Raw genomic sequence first — 18,435 nt, 5'->3', positions numbered from 1 at the left:
CACTGGGGGCGCCCCTCCGGCGAGGGGCGCCCCCAGTGCCGTACGAGAGCGACCCCGTACGGAAGACCCGTACGGAAGACCCCGTACGGCAACGAACCGTCAGCCCATGAACTTCTTGAACTCGTCCGGCAGCTCGAAGTCCTCAGCCTGCTGCCCGGCCGGCAGACCGAAGGCGCCGCCCGGCTGGGCACCGGCCTCACGGCGCGCCGCGGCCTCTTCCTCCTGCTGCTTGCGCTTCATCGGGTTGCCGGAGCGCTGCTTGCCCTTGGCCACCTTCTGCTTCTTCTTGGCGCGGCCGGGGCCGCCACCCATGCCCGGAATCCCGGGCATCCCGGGCATGCCGCCGCCCTGGGCCATGCGGGACATCATCTTGCGGGCCTCGAAGAAGCGCTCGACCAGGTTCTTGACCGCGCTGACCTCGACACCCGAGCCCTTGGCGATACGGGCGCGGCGCGAGCCGTTGATGATCGTCGGCTCCTGGCGCTCGCCGGGCGTCATCGACTTGATGATGGCGGCCGTGCGGTCGACGTCGCGCTCGTCGAGGTTGTTGATCTGGTCCTTGATCTGGCCCATGCCCGGGAGCATGCCGAGCAGCTTGCTGATGCTGCCCATCTTCCTGACCTGCTCCATCTGGGCCAGGAAGTCGTCCAGGGTGAAGTCCTGGCCCTTCTTGGACGCCAGCTTGGAGGCCATCTTCTCGGCCTCTTCTTGGCTGAACGTCTTCTCCGCCTGCTCGATCAGGGTGAGCAGGTCACCCATGTCGAGGATGCGGGAGGCCATCCGGTCCGGGTGGAAGGCGTCGAAGTCGTCGAGCTTCTCGCCGTTCGACGCGAACATGATCGGCTTGCCGGTGACCGAGGCGATGGAGAGCGCGGCACCACCGCGGGCGTCACCGTCGAGCTTCGACAGGACGACACCGTCGAAGCCGACGCCGTCGCGGAAGGCCTCGGCGGTGTTGACCGCGTCCTGACCGATCATCGCGTCGACGACGAAGAGGATCTCGTCGGGGCTGACGGCGTCGCGGATGTCCGCGGCCTGCTGCATCAGCTCCTGGTCGATGCCGAGACGGCCGGCGGTGTCCACGATCACGATGTCGTGGACCTTGGTCTTCGCGAACTCCATGGAGTCCTTGGAGACCTTGACCGGGTCACCGACGCCGTTGCCCGGCTCGGGGGCGTAGACGGCCACACCGGCGCGCTCGGCGACGACGCTCAGCTGGTTCACGGCGTTCGGGCGCTGGAGGTCGGCGGCGACCAGCAGCGGGGAGTGGCCCTGGTCCTTGAGCCACTTGCCGAGCTTCCCGGCGAGCGTGGTCTTACCGGCACCCTGCAGACCCGCGAGCATGATCACGGTGGGCGGGTTCTTGGCGAACCGCAGGCGGCGGGTCTCGCCGCCGAGGATCGTGACGAGCTCGTCGTTCACGATCTTCAGGACCTGCTGGGCCGGGTTGAGCGCCTTGGAGACCTCGGAGCCGAGGGCGCGTTCCTTGACGTTCTTGATGAAGGTCCGCACGACCGGCAGGGCCACATCGGCTTCGAGGAGCGCGATACGGATCTCGCGGGCCGTGGCGTCGATGTCCGCCTCGGAGAGCCGGCCTTTCCCGCGGAGGTTTTTGAAAGTCGCGCTCAGGCGGTCTGAGAGGGTATCGAACACGGTGGCGTCGGTCCTCGGAGTCGGGGGCGGTTTGGGTTGCCCTCCAGGGTATCTGCCCGAAAAGGGTTGGTGGCCCCTGCCCGGTCTGAATACCCGACAGGGACCGCGATCGATGGACGGGGACAGGACCCGCGAGGTCACTCCCGCACCATCACCACGAGGTCATCCCCGCAGCATCTCCTCCAGGCCACGCGCCACCGAAACCGCCTCCTCCGCCGGCAGGGGCGCGCCCTTGGGGCCGGTCACGTAGAAGGCGTCCACGGCGTTGGCGCCGAGGGTGGAGACATGCATGCTGCGCACCCACACGCTCGCGTCCTCCAGGGCCCGGCCGATGCGGTGCAGCAGGCCGGGAGCGTCGTGGGCGCGGACCTCGATGACCGTCGCGTGGCGGGAGGCGGCGGAGGCGACCGTCACCCGGGGCGGCGGCGCGATCGTGCCCCGGCGGCGCGGATAGGCGGCGTCGCGCTCGGCGAGTCGGGCCGCGATGTCCAGGGAGCCGTCCAGGGCGCGCACGAGGTCGGCGCGCAGCCGGGCGGCCTGCGGCAGGGAGCCGTACTCGGCGGCGACCCGCCAGTTGAGCAGCAGCACCGAGCCCTCGACGCCGTCGGGCAGGTCCAGGGCGCGCAGCTCGGCCGTGCGGACGGTCAGGCGGTGCATCGCGAGGACACCGGCGACCGCGGGGAGCACTCCGGGCTGGTCGGGTACGGCGATGAGCAGTTCCACGCCCAGGGGCTCGGGATCGCCGGTGGGCTCCTCCTCGGTGGGCGGTTCGGTCTGCGCGCGCAGCGCCAGTACGGGGCCGCCGGTGCGGAACGCCTCGATGGCGAGCCGCTCCTGCTCGGCCGTGGGCGCGGCGTCCTCCGGCTCCTCGGGGGCGTCTCCGGCGAGCACGGCGGCGACCCGTTTGACCAGGTCGGCGACGAGGGATCCGCGCCAGGAGGACCAGGCGGCGGGCCCGGTGGCCAGCGCGTCCGCCTCGGTGAGGGCGTGCAGCAGTTCGAGGGTGCCCTGCGATCCGACGGCCTCGGCGACCGAGCGGACGGTCGCCGGGTCCTCCAGGTCGCGTCGGGTCGCGGTGTCGATGAGCAGCAGGTGGTGGCGTACGAGGGTGGCGAGCACCGCCACGTCGGCGCGGTCGAAGCCGATGCGGGCGGCCACGTCCCGGGCGATGATCTCGCCCGCCACGGAGTGGTCGCCGGGCCAGCCCTTGCCGATGTCGTGCAGCAGGGCGGAGACGAGCAAGAGGTCGGGGCGGCCCACTCGGCGGGCCAGTTCGGAGGCGCGGACGGCCGTCTCGATGAGATGGCGGTCGACGGTCCAGATGTGTACGGCGTTGCGCTGCGGGCGGCAGCGCACCCGCTCCCAGTCGGGCAGGAGCCGGGTGATCAGGCCCTCGGCCTCCAGTGCCTCCCAGACCTCGATGGTCGGGCGGCCCGAGCCGAGCAGCGTGACGAGCTGCTCGCGGGCCTCGGCGGGCCAGGGCGTCGGCAGGGGGCGCGCGACGGCGGCCATGCGCCGTACGGCGTGCAGGGAGAGCGGGAGCCCGGCCTGTGCGGCGGCGGCCGCGGCACGCAACGGGAGTACGGGGTCGCGCTCGGGGCGCGCGGCGCGGGCGAGTACCACCTCGCCGTCCATCTCCACCACCCCTTCGGCGAGCGGTGAGCGCTCCACGGCGGGCTTGGCACCGCCGCCGAGCATGGCGCGCAGCCGTGGCCGCACAGCGCGCGACTTGAGCACGCGCCCCACCTCGCGCCAGGTGACGTCACTGGCGTACGACACGACGCGCGCGGACTCGTACACCTGGCGCAGGAGGGTGTCGGCGTCCAGGAGTCCGAGTTCGGCGGCGACCTGGTCCTGCTCCTGGAGCGCGAGGCGGTCGGTGGCGCGGCCGGTGGTCAGGTGGAGGGCGTCGCGGACGTCCAGGAGCCTGCGGCGGGCGTCCGCGAGGCCCTCACGGGGCGCGTCCGCGAGCCAGGAGGCGGCGACGGCACGCAGGGCGGTGGCGTCGCGCAGGCCGCCGCGAGCCTCCTTCAGGTCCGGTTCCAGGAGGTACTGCAGCTCGCCCTGGCGCTCAGCGCGCTCGGCGCACAGCTCCTGGAGTTCGGGGAGACGTTTCGGCGCCTGGTTGCGCCAGTCGGCGAGGACGGCCGTACGCAATCCGGCGGTGAGGCCGAGGTCGCCCGCGATGTGGCGGGCGTCCAGCAGGCCGAGCTGCACCTTGAGGTCGTCGCCCGCGGTCTTGCGCGCCTCCCCGGGCGTACGCACCGAGTGGTCGAGAGCCAGGCCGAGGTCCCAGACGGGGTACCAGATGCGGTCGGCGAGGGCGGCGACCGCGCCGGAGTCGGCGCCGTCGTGCAGGAGCAGCAGGTCGAGATCGCTGCGTGGGGAGAGTTCACCGCGGCCGTAGCCGCCGACGGCGACGAGTGAGACGCCGCGCAAGCCCTCGGCGCCCGCGCCGAACAGGCCGGTCAGCCACTCGTCCGTGAGTTCGGCGAGGGCAGCACGGCGCGGCGGCCCGGACTGCGCCCCCTCCTGGAGGAGGCGCAGCCGGGCCGCCGCGTAGCCGCTGGGTCCCGAGTCCTCTGCTTCCGTGCGCATGCCCGTACTCGTCACCCAGTGGCTCCTGTTCTTTTCTTTGTTTAGAGCGCGTCCGGGCCGCGCTCGCCGGTCCGGACCCGGACGGCCGTCTCGACCGGGACGGACCACACCTTGCCGTCACCGATCTTGCCGGTGCGAGCCGCCTTCACGACGACGTCGATCAGCTGTTCGGCGTCGTCGTCCTCGGCCAGCACCTCGATGCGGATCTTGGGGACCAGGTCGACGGTGTACTCGGCACCACGGTAGACCTCGGTGTGTCCCCGCTGCCGACCGTAGCCGCTGGCCTCCGTGACCGTGAGACCGTGCACCCCGAAGGCCTGCAGGGCCTCCTTGATCTCGTCGAGCCGGTGAGGCTTCACGACGGCGGTGATGAGCTTCATGCGTCCACCTTCTTGCTCTCCGTACCCGCGAGGGCGGAAACCGAGCCGCCGACGATGCCGCCGCCCGCTCCACTGAAGTCGTATGCGGTCTCGGCGTGCTCGGCCTGGTCGATGCCGGCGATCTCCTCGTCCTCGGTGACCCGCATGCCCATCGTCTTGTCGATGATGAAGGCGAGGATCGCGGAGACGACCAGGGAGTAGCCGAGGACGGCGAAGACTCCGGCGCACTGCTTCCAGAACTGGGTGAGACCGCCGCCGTAGAAGAGACCCTCGACGGTGGACTGGCCCTTGCCGCTGGCGAAGAAGCCGATCAGCAGGGAGCCGATGACACCGCCGACGAGGTGCACGCCGACCACGTCGAGGGAGTCGTCGTAGCCGAACTTGTACTTGAGGCCGACGGCCATGGCGCACACGACACCGGCGATGGCACCGACGGCGATCGCGCCGAGCGGGGAGACCGCACCACCGGACGGGGTGATGGCGACCAGACCGGCGACCGCGCCGGAGGCGGCGCCCAGCGTGGTGAACGCGCCGTGGCGGATCTTCTCGTAGATGAGCCAGGCCAGCATGGCGGCCGCGGTGGCGATCTGCGTGTTGACGAACATCAGCGCGCCGACGCCGTCGTCGTTGCCGAGCCACGAACCGGCGTTGAATCCGAACCAGCCGAACCACAGCAGACCGGAGCCGAGCATCACCAGCGGGAGGCTGTGCGGACGCATCGGGTCCTTCTTGAAGCCGACGCGCTTGCCGATGACCAGGATCACGCCGAGCGCCGCGGCACCCGCGTTGATGTGGACCGCCGTACCACCGGCGAAGTCGATCACGCCGAGGTCGAACGCCCAGCCGCCGGTGCCCCAGACCCAGTGGGCGACCGGGAAGTAGACGACCGTGGCCCACAGCGCGATGAACAGCGACCACGCCGTGAACTTCACCCGGTCCGCCAGCGCACCGCTTATCAGCGCGGGCGTGATGATGGCGAACATCAGCTGGAAGACCATGAAGACGAAGATCGGGATGGTGTAGCCCGGCCACAGCTCCGTCAAGCCGATGTTGCTGAGGCCGACCCAGTCCGAGGTCCAGCCGATGAACGAACCCTTGTCCGCGCCGAAGGCGAGCGAGAAGCCGTACAGCACCCACAGGATCGTGATGATCCCCATGCTGATGAAGCTCATCATCAGCATGTTCAGGGTGCTCTTGACACGGACCATGCCTCCGTAGAAGAAGGCGAGGCCGGGGGTCATGATCAGCACCAGAGCGGAAGCGATGAGCATGAACCCGGTGTTGGCGGCCGAGAGCTTGGGAGCTTCTGCGGCTAGCGTGATGGCTGGTGCCATCGGCGTCTCCTCGTCGTTGGTACGGCCCCGTGCGGGCGAAGCCTGAGCGGTCATGAGGGGTGGGCCGGTTATGCGCCATGAGATTGACGCAGCGCGGTTTCCGTCGACGCCCCTCGATGTTTCGCCGCAGTGACGAAGGCACCTCGCGTGTTACGCCTCCATGAACTGCCTGATACCGGGCGGAGCGATCGTTATCGTGGCGCAACCTTCCCAGAAGGCAAAGAAACCGGCCACGGCTGGTCGTCCGATGACCTGGCATGGGGGAGCCGAGTCGGGCGGTTCGGGACGACCGGCCGTGGCCGGGGTACTGGGATCAGACCGCTTCCGCGGCCCGCGCTCAGACCGCTTCCGCGGTCTCGGGAAGGTCGACGGCGAGCTGCTCGGTGAGGTCCACGACCTCGGCGAGGTCACCGAAGTCGCGGACGGCCGTGTCGACCGTCTTTCGGATACGAGTGTTGACGCGCTCGGAGCGCACCTTCTTGGCGATCGCCATCGCGTCCTTGGCCAATACCGCACTCTGCTCGGGCTCGCGCCGCAGCAGGTGCACGGTGGCCATGCCGATGAGATTGAGTGCGTACGAACGCTGGTGCTCGCCGTCCTTGGCGAAGAGGTCGACGGCCTGCTGCATCAGGGGCTCGGCGAGCGAGGCGTACGTGGGGCTGCGGCCCGCGACGTAGGCCAGGTCGCGGTAGGAGTGCGAGTTCTCGCCGTGCAGCTCGGCCAGCGAGAAGAAGCGGATCCAGTCGGGGTCCGGGTCGTCCCACTCGTGAACGTCCTCGAAGCTGTCCTCGGCCATCCGGACGGCCCGCTTGCACTTTCCGGGCTGGCCCATGTTCGCGTAGGCGCGGGCCTCCATCGCATACAGCATGGACTGGGTGCGCGGGCTCGCGCAGTCACGGCTTCCGTACTGCGCCAGATGGATGAGTTCGAGCGCGTCGTCGGGCCGGCCGAGGTGGATCATCTGGCGGCTCATGCTGGAGAGGATGTACGAGCCCAGCGGCTTGTCGCCGGCCTCCTTGGCGGCATGCAGGGCGAGCACGAAGTACTTCTGCGCGGTGGGTTGCAGCCCCACGTCGTAGCTCATCCAGCCCGCCAGCTCGGCGAGCTCGGCGGCGACCTTGAACAGGCGTTTGCTGGTCGCCCCGGGCTGCGGCTCCTGGAGCAGGTCGGTCACCTCGTGCAGCTGTCCGACGACCGCCTTGCGGCGCAGACCGCCGCCGCACTGGGCGTCCCACTGGCGGAACATCACCGTGGTGGACTCCAGGAGGTCCAGTTCGGGCTGGGAGAGCCGGCCGGGGCGGCGCGCGGCGGCCGGGGACTCGGGCTCCTCCTGGGGCGCGGCGGGCGAGGGCACCAGCCAGCGCTGCATGGGCTCGATGAGGGCGGGGCCCGCGGCGAGGGCCAGCGAGCTGCCGAGGAAGCCGCGCCGCGCCAGCATCAGGTCACTGCGCGAGTACTCGCTGATCAGCGCCACGGTCTGCGGGCCGGTCCAGGGCAGGTCGACACCCGACACGGACGGTGACTGGTGGGCGGCGCGCAGACCGAGGTCCTCGACGGCGACCACACAGCCGAACCGCTCGGAGAACAGCTCGGACAGGATCCGCGGAATCGGCTCGCGCGGATTCTCGCCGTCCAGCCAGCGGCGCACCCGGGAGGTGTCCGTGGAGATGTGATTGGCCCCCAACTGGCGGGCCCTTCGGTTCACTTGCCGCGCCAGCTCGCCCTTCGACCAGCCGCTGCGCACGAACCACGAGCCCAACAGCTCATTCGGGCGCTTGTCAGCGTTCGTACCGCTTCCGCCGTTGCCGCCCACTGGAACGCCCCCATCCCTGAGACCACTTGTACGCTGCGTGCGCCAAGCCCTATCAGAATGCCGGTAAATACGGCCGCGCGTCCGGCAGTTCTCACCCTTCGAACGGGAAGCCGAGTTGCCTCCGGCATACCCACGAGTGCATACGTCCCCAGGACTCGTGCACACAAAGTAATCCTACGATCACGCGTCCAGCCATGGCGATCCCGGAAACGCCACCATTCGCCACCCCTTCGAATGAACTCCTGATCGCCTGTACGCGATTCACTTGACATAGGACAGCCAGAAGTGGCGGAACGATGCATTCGGGGGCGCACGCCGCCGGGCACACCACCCGGGACGCTTCCGGGCGCCGCCGGGATCGCGTCGCCCACCACGTGACATCCGGGGACGGGAACACTCTGAGTGATGTTCCGCGTTCATGGCGTAACCGTCGGCGCGTTGGACCCGTTGGAGGGGGCATGGGCTTCACGATCGGCAGCAGTCGGGGGATGCGCGAAAGCCGGCCCGGCACCCGTCGCCGCGGCCGCTCGTCGGAGTGCACCGCCGTGGCCGAGTTCACCGGGCTGTGGGGCTGGGACGTGGTCCCCGGCGCCCGGGCCGCCGCGGGCGCGTGCTCCTGCGGCAAGGCCGGCTGCCCCGCGCCGGGGGCGCATCCGCTGGATTTCGCGCCGGTGCTCGAAGCGGGCGCCACGCTCGGCGAGGTCTCCGAGACCTGGGGCGAGTTCCCGGGTGCCGCGGTGATGCTGCCGGTCGGCCGCGCGTTCGACGTCATCGAGGTCGCCGAGGCCGCCGGGCGCCGCGCGCTCGTCCGCCTGGAGCGGATGGGACTGCCCACCGGGCCGGTCGCCGCGACCCCGGACGGCCGCGCCCACTTCCTCGTCGCCCCCGGCGCCGCGGCCGAGCTCCCCGAGCTGCTCTACCGGATGGGCTGGGACGACGCCTCCCTCGACCTGCACGGCCTCGGCCCCGGTACGTACGTCACCGCCCCGCCCTCCGACCGCGCCGGCCTCGGTCCGGTCCGCTGGCTGCGCTCCCCCGCCCTGGACTCGGCGACGAAGCCGCCGCAGGCACGGTTGCTGCTGGGGACGCTGGCGTACGTGGCGCACCGGTCGCGCGCGTAACGACACAGACACCGACACCGACGTACACAGCAAAGCGCCCGCTCCCCGAACTGCACCTCGGGGGCGGACGCTTCCTGAACCACCTACCAACTTCGGGAGGTGGGGGTCACTCTCCGATAAGGGCGTCAACGAACGCCTCCGGCTCGAACGGCGCCAGATCGTCCGCGCCCTCGCCCAGACCCACCAGCTTGACCGGCACCCCCAGCTCGCGCTGGACCGCGATCACGATGCCGCCCTTCGCGGTGCCGTCGAGCTTGGTCAGCACGATGCCGGTGATATCGACGACCTCGGCGAAGACGCGGGCCTGCACCAGACCGTTCTGGCCGGTCGTGGCGTCGAGGACGAGCAGCACCTCGTCGAGCGGGGCGTGCTTCTCGACGACACGCTTGACCTTGCCGAGCTCGTCCATGAGCCCGGTCTTGGTGTGAAGTCGTCCGGCGGTGTCGATGAGGACGACGTCGGCACCCTCCTCGATGCCCTCCTTGACCGCGTCGAAGGCGATCGAGGCGGGGTCGCCGCCCTCGGGGCCCCGCACGGTACGGGCACCCACGCGCTCGCCCCAGGTCTGCAGCTGGTCGGCGGCGGCGGCGCGGAAGGTGTCGGCGGCGCCGAGCACCACGTTCTTGCCGTCGGCGACGAGTACGCGGGCGAGCTTGCCGGTGGTGGTGGTCTTACCGGTGCCGTTGACACCGACGACCATCACGATGCCCGGGGTGTCGAGAGGCGAGTCGGTCTTGACCTCCCGGTCGAACTCGGGGACGAGGAGCTGCAGCAGCTCCTCGCGCAGCAGGGTGCGCAGCTCGTCGGGCGTCCGCGTACCGAGCACCTTCACGCGCTCGCGCAGCCGCTCGACCAGCTCCTGGGTGGGCTGCACGCCGACGTCGGCGGTCAGCAGCGTGTCCTCGATCTCCTCCCAGGTGTCCTCGTCGAGGTGCTCGCGCGAGAGGAGCGTGAGCAGCCCCTTGCCAAGCGCGTTCTGCGAGCGGGAGAGGCGGGCACGCAGCCGCACCAGGCGCCCGGCGGTCGGCTCCGGGATCTCGATCGCGGGAGCTTCGACAACGGGTTCGGGTTCCTCGACGACGACCGGCGCGGCCGAGCCGTCCGGGAGATCCACCTCCTCTATCGTCCGGCGCTCTTCGTCGTGCGGAATCTCGGCCTCGTCGCCGATGTGCGGCTCGGCCGGAGGGGCGGTGATGTCGGGCGTGGTGGGGGGCGCCGGGGGCAGCGGCTTCTTGCGGCGACTGCCGATGACGAGCCCGCCGAGTGCGCCGATCACGACCACGGCGATGACTACAGCAAGGATGACGGTTTCCATAACGCTCCCCAGTATCAGCCATCCCCCTCCCGGGAGGGATTCTCCGTGCCGCCGGAGGGATTCCGTGGCTTCCTCCGAGAACACGCCTCGCAAAAGCATAAAAAACGACACAAAGTATGCTTAATTGCCATGAGGACCACCGACCGCTCCGATGGCGCCCTCGACACATCCGCGCACCACGTTCTGGAAACCCGGGGCATCGAGCCCGTCCCCGACTGCGAACGGCACGCGAAGACCCGCGAACTCCTTCCCACCTGGATCGCCGCCAACATCACCGTCCTGCTGCTGACCATGGGCGCGACCCTTGCCGTCTCCTTCGGGCTCAACTTCTGGCAGGCCCTGGCCGTCGGCCTCGCGGCACCGATCGTGTCGTACGGCCTGGTGGGTCTGGTCGGCATCGCGGGCAAGCGGGGTGGCGCTCCCGGCATGACCCTGTCCCGTGCGGTCTTCGGCCAGCGCGGAAATCTCCTGCCGGGTTCGCTGATCTGGATCGCCCGCTGGGGCTGGGAGACGATCAACGCGGTGACGGGCTCCTACGCCCTGCTCACCGTCCTGAACGTGCTCTTCGGCATCAGGAGCAACACGTTCCTGATCGTCGCGACGCTGCTGGCCTTCGTGGTCGCGACGTTCGCGATCTCGGGCCTCGGCATCAGCGCCGTCCGGACGTGCAGCACATGGGCGACGTGCCTCTTCGGCGGCTTCTCCGTGCTCGTCCTCGGCTACCTGGTCGCGGACACGGACTGGGGCAGGGTCTTCGGGCAGCCCGCCGGCCCGACATCCCTGATGATCACGGGGGTCGGACTGATCGCGGCGGGCGGCATCAGCTGGGCGCCGTCGGCGCCGGACTTCACGCGCTATCTGCCGCGGACGGCCTCGTCGGCGGCGATCGTGCGCAATTCGCTGGGCGGCGCCTGCATCGTCGTACTCCCCCTGATCCTGATGGGCGCGGTGATGGCGGTCTCGACGCCGGACCTGGCCTCGGCCGCCGACCCGGTCTCCTTCCTCGGCACGTTCCTGCCGCTGTGGATCGCGGTGCCCTACCTGCTCATCACCCTGGTCGGCATGCTGCTGATCAACGCGATGTCGATGTACTCGGCGGGCTTCACCGCGCAGACCGTCGGCATAAAACTGTCACGGCACCGGGCGGTCGCGGTCAACGCCGTGATCTCACTGGTCCTCGGCGGCGTCCTGATGCTGGCGGCGACCTCGTTCATGGGCTCGTTCATCGCGTTCCTGTCGCTGCTCGCGATCGCGTTCTCGGCCTGGGTCGGCGTCTTCGGCGCGGACATGCTGCGCCGCGAGGAGTACGACGCCGGGGCCCTGCTCGACACCACGCGCACCAGCGCCTACTGGTACCGGGGCGGCTTCAGCCCGGCCGCGGTCGCCGCGTGGGCGCTCGGGCTCGGCTCGGGCCTGCTGTTCAGCGCGTCCGACTGGTTCACGGGTCCGTTGGCGTCGAACAGCCCCGTCGGCGAGTACGGCCTCGGCTGGGTGGCGACCATCGCGGTCTCCTTCCTGCTGTACGTGGTGCTGCCGAAGCCCGCGGTGGCGCCCGTGGCGCAGGCCGCGAAAGGGTCCGCGACTATGGCTGTCTGACGTACCGTCAGCTACCGTCCCCCTCCACACCGAAGGGGGGCTTCCATGCCCGTAACCGTCGTGCGCTTCAACCTCGTCGACCCCGCCGCCACCCCCGCGTCGCTGAGTGCCCGCTACAAGGCGGCCATCGAGATGGCCGCCTACGCCGACGACCGCGGCGTCACCACCGTGCAGACCGAGGAACACCACGGCGTCGCCAACAACTGGCTGCCCTCGCCGTTCGCGTTCGCGGGCGCGGTCTTCGGAGCGACCCGGCACCTCGCGGTCACCGTCTCCGCCGTCATCGGCCCGCTGCACGATCCGCTGCGCCTGGCCGAGGACATCGCCGTGCTCGACCTGCTCAGCGGCGGCCGCCTCGTCACCGTCGCGGGCATCGGCTACCGGCCCGAGGAGTACGCCCTCTTCGACGTCGACTGGAAGCGGCGCGGGGCACTCCAGGACGAGCTCCTGGAGACGGTGCTGAAGGCGTGGACCGGCGAGAAGTTCACCTACCGGGACCGTACGGTACGGGTCACACCGCGCCCGTTCTCCGACCCGCACCCGCTGCTGCTGGTCGGCGGCTCGTCCAGGGCCGCGGCCCGGCGCGCCGCCCGGCTCGGGCTCCCCTTCTTCCCCAGCGCGCACCTCCCCGAGCTGGAGGCGTACTACGAGGAGCGGCTCGTCGAGTACGGCACCGAGGGCTGGACCATGATGCCCGCCGCCGAGACCCCTCTGCTGCACATCGCCGAGGACCCGGACCGGGCGTGGGCCGAGTACGGCGGGCACTTCCTGCACGAGGCACGGACGTACGCCTCCTGGCAGTCCGGTGACATCCGCTCGGCGGTGAAGTCGGGGGCCACGACGGTCGAGGAACTGCGCGCGGAGGGCGTGTACCGGATCCTGACGCCCGACCAGTGCGTGGCGCAGGGTCTCGACAACCACGTGCTGCACCCGCTGTCCGGCGGGATGCCGATCGACGAGGGCTGGCGCAGCCTGCACCTGTTCTGCGAAGACGTACTGCCCCGGCTCGGGGATTGAGCCGGGGCAGAACGTCTTACGGGTACGAGGAGAGGGGCAGCGGGGACTTGGCCCTTCTCCTCGAGTCTCGGGGCCTCTTCAGGAGGCTCAGCCCATCTCCTCCAGCGTCTTGCCCTTGGTCTCCTTGACGTACTTGAGCACGAAGGGGATGGAGAGCGCGGCGAAGATCGTGTAGATCACGTAGGTCGCGGAGAGGTTCCAGTCGGCCAGCGACGGGAAGCTCGCGGTGATGGCCCAGTTGGCGATCCACTGCGCGGAGGCGGCGACGCCGAGGGCGGCGGCGCGGATCCGGTTCGGGAACATCTCGCCGAGGAAGACCCAGACCACGACGCCCCAGGACAGGGCGAAGAAGAGGACGAAGACATGCGCGGCGATGAGGGCGACCCAGCCCTGTGTGGCCGGCAGCTTGCCGTCGACGAGGTCGTACGAGAAGGCCCAGGCCTCGAGTCCGAGACCGATGACCATACCGACGGAACCGATGAGGGCCAGCGGCTTGCGGCCGATCCGGTCCACGAAGATCATCGCGATCACGGTGCCGATGATGTTGATGATCGACGTCGTGAACGAGTAGAAGAACGACGCCGAGGGGTCGACTCCGACCGACTGCCACAGCGTCGAGGAGTAGTAGAACGCGACGTTGATGCCGACGAACTGCTGGAAGACCGAGAGGCCGATGCCGACCCAGACGATCGGCTTGAAGAAGAAGCTGCCGCCGAGCAGGTCCTTGAAGGTCGACTTGTGCTCGCTCTTCATGGCGTGCTCGATCTCGGCGACGCGGGCCTTCAGGTCGACCTTGTCGCCCTCGACCTCCTTGAGCACCTCACGGGCGCGGTCTTCCTTGCCCACGGAGATCAGGAAGCGCGGCGACTCGGGGATCGCGAAGGAGAGCAGACCGTAGAGGACGGCCGGGATGACCATGACGCCGAGCATGACCTGCCAGGCCTCGATGCCCATCAGCTTGCCGCGCTGGTCGCCGCCGGCGGCGTTCAGGATGCCCCAGTTGACCAGCTGCGAGATGGCGATGCCGATGACGATCGCGGCCTGCTGGAAGGAGCCCAGGCGTCCGCGGTACGCGGCCGGGGAGACCTCGGCGATGTAGGCGGGGCCGATGACGGAGGCCATACCGATGGCGAATCCGCCGATGATGCGCCAGAAGGCGAGGTCCCACAGCGCGAACGGCAGCGCGGAACCGACGGCGCTGACCGTGAAGAGGACGGCGGAGATCTGCATGCACCGGATGCGGCCGATGCGGTCGGCTATGCGGCCCGCGGTCGCCGCGCCGATGGCGCAGCCGATCAGCGCGATGGCGATGACCTGGGCCAGGGTCGCCGAGCCGATGCCGTAGCGGCTTCGGATGGCCTCGACGGCACCGTTGATCACGGCACTGTCGTAACCGAACAGGAAGCCGCCCATTGCGGCCGCCGCCGCGATGAAGATGACATGCCCGAGATGTTCGGGGTGAGCCGTCCTGGCTCCTGGTTGGGGTGCCTGCGCGGTGCTGGTCACGTGTAACTCCTCGGGCCACCCGGCCTCGCTGCCGGGGGTGTGGGGGCAAGCCCTTCGGTGGTGGTACCAGTGGCGCACAACTTCGCGGCTCCCACCACCTGAAGGTAAAAGCAACGTTGCAGAGACTATGCCTTCAAGTTTCGAAGTCAACAGTTGGATAGCTGTGAATTTTCCGTACCCGAGCGGTCATCAATTGTTCACTACTTGAACTCAACTAGAAGCCCAGGTCATGACCGGTGTGCGCTACACGCATCTAGCGGAGGCGCTGGCTGATGACCTTCGACACACCGTCGCCCTGCATGGAGACGCCGTACAGCGCGTCGGCGACCTCCATCGTCCGCTTCTGGTGCGTGATCACGATCAGCTGCGAGGCCTCCTGCAGCTCCTGCATGATCCGGATCAGCCGCTGCAGGTTGGTGTCGTCGAGCGCCGCCTCCACCTCGTCCATCACATAGAACGGACTGGGCCGCGCCTTGAAGATCGACACAAGGAGCGCGACGGCGGTGAGAGACCTCTCCCCACCGGACAGCAGGGACAGCCGCTTCACCTTCTTGCCGGGGGGCCGCGCCTCGACGTCCACGCCCGTGGTGAGCATGTTGTCGGGGTCGGTCAGGATCAGCCGCCCGTCCCCTCCCGGGAACAGCCTGCTGAAGACACCCTCGAACTCACGTGCAGTGTCCCGGTACGCCTCGGTGAAGACCTGTTCGACACGCTCGTCGACCTCCTTCACCACCTGCAGCAGATCGGCCCGCGTCTTCTTGAGGTCCTCCAGCTGCTCGCTGAGGAACTTGTGACGCTCCTCCAACGCGGCGAACTCCTCCAACGCCAGCGGATTGACCTTCCCCAGCTGCGCGTAGGCCCGCTCGGCCGACTTGAGCCGTCGCTCCTGCTCGGCACGGTGGAAGGTCCGGGGCTGGTTGCGCGGGTGCTCCGGATCCTCGGGCAGTTCCTCGCCCTCGGCGGGGAGCGAGGGCGGCACAGGCTGGTCCGGACCGTAGTCCGCGACAAGCCCCGCCGGTTCGACACCGAGCTCCTCCAGCGCCTTCGTCTCCAGCTGCTCTATCCGCAGCCGCTTCTCGGCACCGAGTACCTCGCCGCGGTGAACCGAATCCGTGAGTTTGTCGAGCTCCCCCTTGAGGTCGCGGCCTTCGTTGCGCGCGGCGACGAGGTCCTGCTCACGGCGGGCCTTGGCCGTGTCGGCGGCGGTGCGCTCCTCCTCCGCCCGGCGCAGCGACACCTCGACGTGCGCCAGGAGTTGCCGCGCTCCGGAGGCGACGGCCTCGGCGACCGCCGCCTCGTGCCGCAGCCGGGCCCGCCGCTGCTCCGCACGCGCGCGTGCCTCACGTTCCGCCCGCGCGGCCCGGTCGAGCCCGTCGGCCCGACCCGCGAGCCCCTTCACCCGCTCCTCGTGCGTGCGCACCTGGAGCCGGGCCTCCATCTCGGTCTGCCGCGCGTTCGCGCCGTCCGCGGCGAGCCGATCCCGTACAGCCGTGTCGGGCTCCTCCTCGACGGGCATCTCCTCCGCCACGGCGAGCCGCTCGGCCAGCTCCTCGGCCTCCTCCACGGCCCGGTCGAGCGCCTCCTGCGCCCGCGCCGCGGCGGCGGTACTCCGCTCGGCCTCCCCGGCCGCGCCGCGCGCCTGCCCGGCCAGCCGCCCCAACTGCTGCGCCACGGACGACTTCTCACGCTCGGCGGCCCGTCGCCGCTCCCCCAGCTCCTCGACGAGCGCGGCCCGCTCCCCCCGCTCCTCGGCGGCCCGGTGCTGCGCCGCGCCGAGTTCCTCGCACCGCACGGCGAGCTCCTCGAGCTCGGCAGCCGCCTCGTCGACGGACGCCTGCACTTCGAGAAGGCTGGGCGCCCCGGCGGACCCACCGTGCGCGAAGTGCGCTGCGAGCAGATCCCCCTCCGCGGTGACCGCGCTCAACTCCGGCCGCGCGTAGACCAGGTCCTCGGCGTCCTCGAGGGTGCCGACCACGACGATCCCGCGCAGCAGCCGCCGTACGGCGGACATGAGCTCGGCGGGACCACGGACGAGGTCGGCTGCGTACGGCGGCCCGGTGGGGGCCGTCTGCGGCGCTACGTCACCGGAGGCGGCGTTAGGAGTCAGGGCCCCGGAGGCGGTCCTTGGGGTTACGTCGCCCAGAGAGGCCGCGGAGGGTCCCGCGCCGCCGGATGTGTCACGCCCGTCGGGGTGACCGCCGACGGGCACCGCACCGGAAGCGATGTCACCCGCCGCCCGGTGCTGCCCGTTGCCGTCGATGCCCTTGGGCTCGCGTGCCCCCGCCTCCTCCGGCGCCCCGGCCAGCAGCAGGGCCGCGCGGCCCGCGTCCTGCTTGCGCAGCAGGCGGATGGCTTCGGCGGCCGAGGCGGGGGTGGTGACCGCGATGGCGTCCGCCGCGGCGCCGAAGGCGGCGGCGAGCGCGACCTCGTGGCCGGGGGTGACGGACAGCAGCTCGGCCGCGGGGCCGAGGAGCCCCGTGAGGCGGTCCCTGGCCCCCAGGAGCGCCCCCGTGCCGTCCTTGCGGCGCAGACCGAGGGCGAGTGCCTCGTGGCGGGCCTGGGTGGCGGCGCGCCTGCGTTCGGCCGCCGTGGCCGCCTCGCGGGCGGCGCTCAGCGCGGCCTCCGCCTCGGACAGCGCCCGCTTGGCCGCCTCGTGCCGCTCCGTCAGTTCCGCGTCGCCCGCGTCCAGGCCGTCGACCTCGGCCTTCAGCTGCTCGTACTCCTCCTGCGCGGCGAACGCCCGCTCCTGGGCCTCGTCACGGGCGACGGCGAGCCGGTCGATCTCGGCCTGGGCGGAGGCGGCCCGCGAACGGGCGGCGTTGACCTGGCCGTTGAGGCGGGCCAGGCCCTCGCGGCGGTCGGCGATGGCGCGGGCCACGTCCTTGAGGCGGCGCTCCTCGACGGCGAGCTCGCGCTCCAGTTCGGCCCGGTGCGCGACCGTGTCCTCCAAGGCGTGCTCGGCCGCCTCCAGGGCCGCTTCGAGCTCGGCCTCCTGCTCACGGATCCGCGCCGCCTCGCGCTCCATGTCCTCGGGGTCGCGCCCGCGCCGCTCCTCGGCGGGTGCCGAAGTGGCGCTCTTCACCCGCGCGTCGGCCAGCGAGATCGTGCCGCGCACCCGCTCGGCGAGCTGCGAGAGCTCGTACCAGGTCTGCTGGGCGCGCTGGAGCCGGGGCGTGAGCTGCCGGACCTCGTCCTCCAGGAGGGCCTCCCGCTGGAGCGCCTTCTTCAGTTCGGCCTCGGCGGTTTCCTTGCGTTGCTTGAGCGCGGCCTCGTCGGCGATCTCGGACTGGAGCGCCTGCCGCAGTCGCACGAGGTCGTCGGCGAGGAGGCGCAGGCGGGCGTCGCGCAGGTCTGCCTGGATGACGGCGGCGCGACGGGCGACGGCGGCCTGCCGGCCCAGTGGCTTGAGCTGGCGGCGCAGTTCGTCGGTGAGGTCCTGGACGCGGGCCAGGTTCGCCCGCATCGCGTCCAGTTTCCGCAGCGCCTTCTCCTTGCGCTTGCGGTGCTTGAGGACGCCCGCCGCCTCCTCGATGAACGCGCGCCGGCCCATCGGGTCGGCGTGCAGCACGGAGTCGAGCTGGCCCTGACCGACGATGACGTGCATCTCGCGGCCGATGCCGGAGTCGGACAGCAGTTCCTGGATGTCGAGGAGACGGCAGGTGTCACCGTTGATCTGGTACTCGCTGCCGCCGTTGCGGAACATGATCCGCGTGATGGTGACCTCGGCGTACTCGATGGGCAGCGCGCCGTCGGAGTTGTCGATGGTCAGGGACACCTCGGCCCGGCCGAGCGGCGGCCGCCCGGTGGTGCCGGCGAAGATGACGTCCTCCATCTTGCCGCCGCGCAGCGACTTGGCCCCCTGCTCACCCATGACCCAGCTCAGGGCGTCCACGACATTGGACTTGCCCGAACCATTGGGGCCCACGACACAGGTGATACCCGGCTCGAACCGCAGCGTGGTCGCCGAGGCGAACGACTTGAACCCGCGCAGGGTCAGGGCCTTGAGGTGCACGCCGCCGGACTCTACCTTTCGGGCCGGTCTCACTCCATGAACCCACGGTTTCACCCATGAACGTGCAGGGCACACCAGACGTTAAAGAGC

At 70.4% G+C, this 18,435-nt stretch carries 11 protein-coding genes; 3 read left to right on the top strand and 8 right to left on the bottom strand.

The genetic code is table 11. The features are described from left to right. Positions 1 to 99 precede the first annotated feature (99 nt). The 5 genes from ffh to ACIQTP_RS21445 all read right to left on the bottom strand — a co-directional run bounded on the left by ffh (position 100) and on the right by ACIQTP_RS21445 (position 7,778). Positions 100 to 1,653, bottom strand: coding sequence for a signal recognition particle protein (ffh, locus tag ACIQTP_RS21465; protein WP_403401825.1), 1,554 nt, complete (start codon positions 1,651 to 1,653; stop codon positions 100 to 102). 162 nt (positions 1,654 to 1,815) lie between these two features. Beyond that, on the bottom strand, positions 1,816 to 4,266 hold the full coding sequence (locus ACIQTP_RS21460; RefSeq protein WP_403401823.1) for a [protein-PII] uridylyltransferase: 2,451 nt from the start codon (positions 4,264 to 4,266) through the stop codon (positions 1,816 to 1,818). Between the two features lie 26 nt (positions 4,267 to 4,292). After that, positions 4,293 to 4,631: a P-II family nitrogen regulator gene (locus ACIQTP_RS21455; RefSeq protein WP_359490990.1), complete on the bottom strand. Its 339-nt coding sequence runs from the start codon at positions 4,629 to 4,631 to the stop codon at positions 4,293 to 4,295. Then, entirely contained in the window at positions 4,628 to 5,965 is a 1,338-nt protein-coding gene (locus ACIQTP_RS21450; protein WP_060901219.1) for an ammonium transporter, read from the bottom strand. Before ACIQTP_RS21450 ends, ACIQTP_RS21455 begins: the two co-directional genes overlap by 4 nt. A gap of 337 nt (positions 5,966 to 6,302) precedes the next feature. Further along, on the bottom strand, positions 6,303 to 7,778 hold the full coding sequence (locus tag ACIQTP_RS21445) for a hypothetical protein (RefSeq protein WP_099943524.1): 1,476 nt from the start codon (positions 7,776 to 7,778) through the stop codon (positions 6,303 to 6,305). A 458-nt stretch (positions 7,779 to 8,236) separates the two neighbouring features. Between ACIQTP_RS21445 and ACIQTP_RS21440 the strand changes: the two genes are divergently transcribed. Then, the gene (locus ACIQTP_RS21440) at positions 8,237 to 8,899 is read left to right on the top strand and encodes a bifunctional DNA primase/polymerase (RefSeq protein WP_403401820.1); all 663 of its coding nucleotides are present in this window, start codon (positions 8,237 to 8,239) and stop codon (positions 8,897 to 8,899) included. A 106-nt stretch (positions 8,900 to 9,005) separates the two neighbouring features. Here the strand turns inward: ACIQTP_RS21440 and ftsY are convergent, their stop codons facing one another. Then, on the bottom strand, positions 9,006 to 10,214 hold the full coding sequence (ftsY, locus tag ACIQTP_RS21435) for a signal recognition particle-docking protein FtsY (protein WP_352047798.1): 1,209 nt from the start codon (positions 10,212 to 10,214) through the stop codon (positions 9,006 to 9,008). 129 nt (positions 10,215 to 10,343) lie between these two features. Here ftsY and ACIQTP_RS21430 point away from each other — a divergent pair, with 129 nt between their 5' ends. Together ACIQTP_RS21430 and ACIQTP_RS21425 are read left to right on the top strand one after the other, a co-directional pair. Further along, a complete protein-coding gene (locus ACIQTP_RS21430; RefSeq protein ID WP_403401818.1) occupies positions 10,344 to 11,810 on the top strand; it encodes a cytosine permease in 1,467 nt (488 codons plus the stop codon). A 45-nt stretch (positions 11,811 to 11,855) separates the two neighbouring features. Further along, the gene (locus ACIQTP_RS21425; protein WP_403401816.1) at positions 11,856 to 12,827 is read left to right on the top strand and encodes an LLM class flavin-dependent oxidoreductase; all 972 of its coding nucleotides are present in this window, start codon (positions 11,856 to 11,858) and stop codon (positions 12,825 to 12,827) included. A gap of 87 nt (positions 12,828 to 12,914) precedes the next feature. Here ACIQTP_RS21425 and ACIQTP_RS21420 read toward each other — a convergent pair whose 3' ends face one another. Beyond that, a complete protein-coding gene (locus ACIQTP_RS21420; RefSeq protein WP_403401814.1) occupies positions 12,915 to 14,333 on the bottom strand; it encodes a sugar porter family MFS transporter in 1,419 nt (472 codons plus the stop codon). 253 nt (positions 14,334 to 14,586) lie between these two features. After that, a complete protein-coding gene (locus tag ACIQTP_RS21415; RefSeq protein WP_403401812.1) occupies positions 14,587 to 18,345 on the bottom strand; it encodes an AAA family ATPase in 3,759 nt (1,252 codons plus the stop codon). Positions 18,346 to 18,435: the final 90 nt, after the last annotated feature.

This window comes from Streptomyces sp. NPDC090798 (genome assembly GCF_044768965.1).
GTDB lineage: Bacteria > Actinomycetota > Actinomycetes > Streptomycetales > Streptomycetaceae > Streptomyces.
This window is presented reverse-complemented; position numbering and strand designations above follow the sequence as displayed.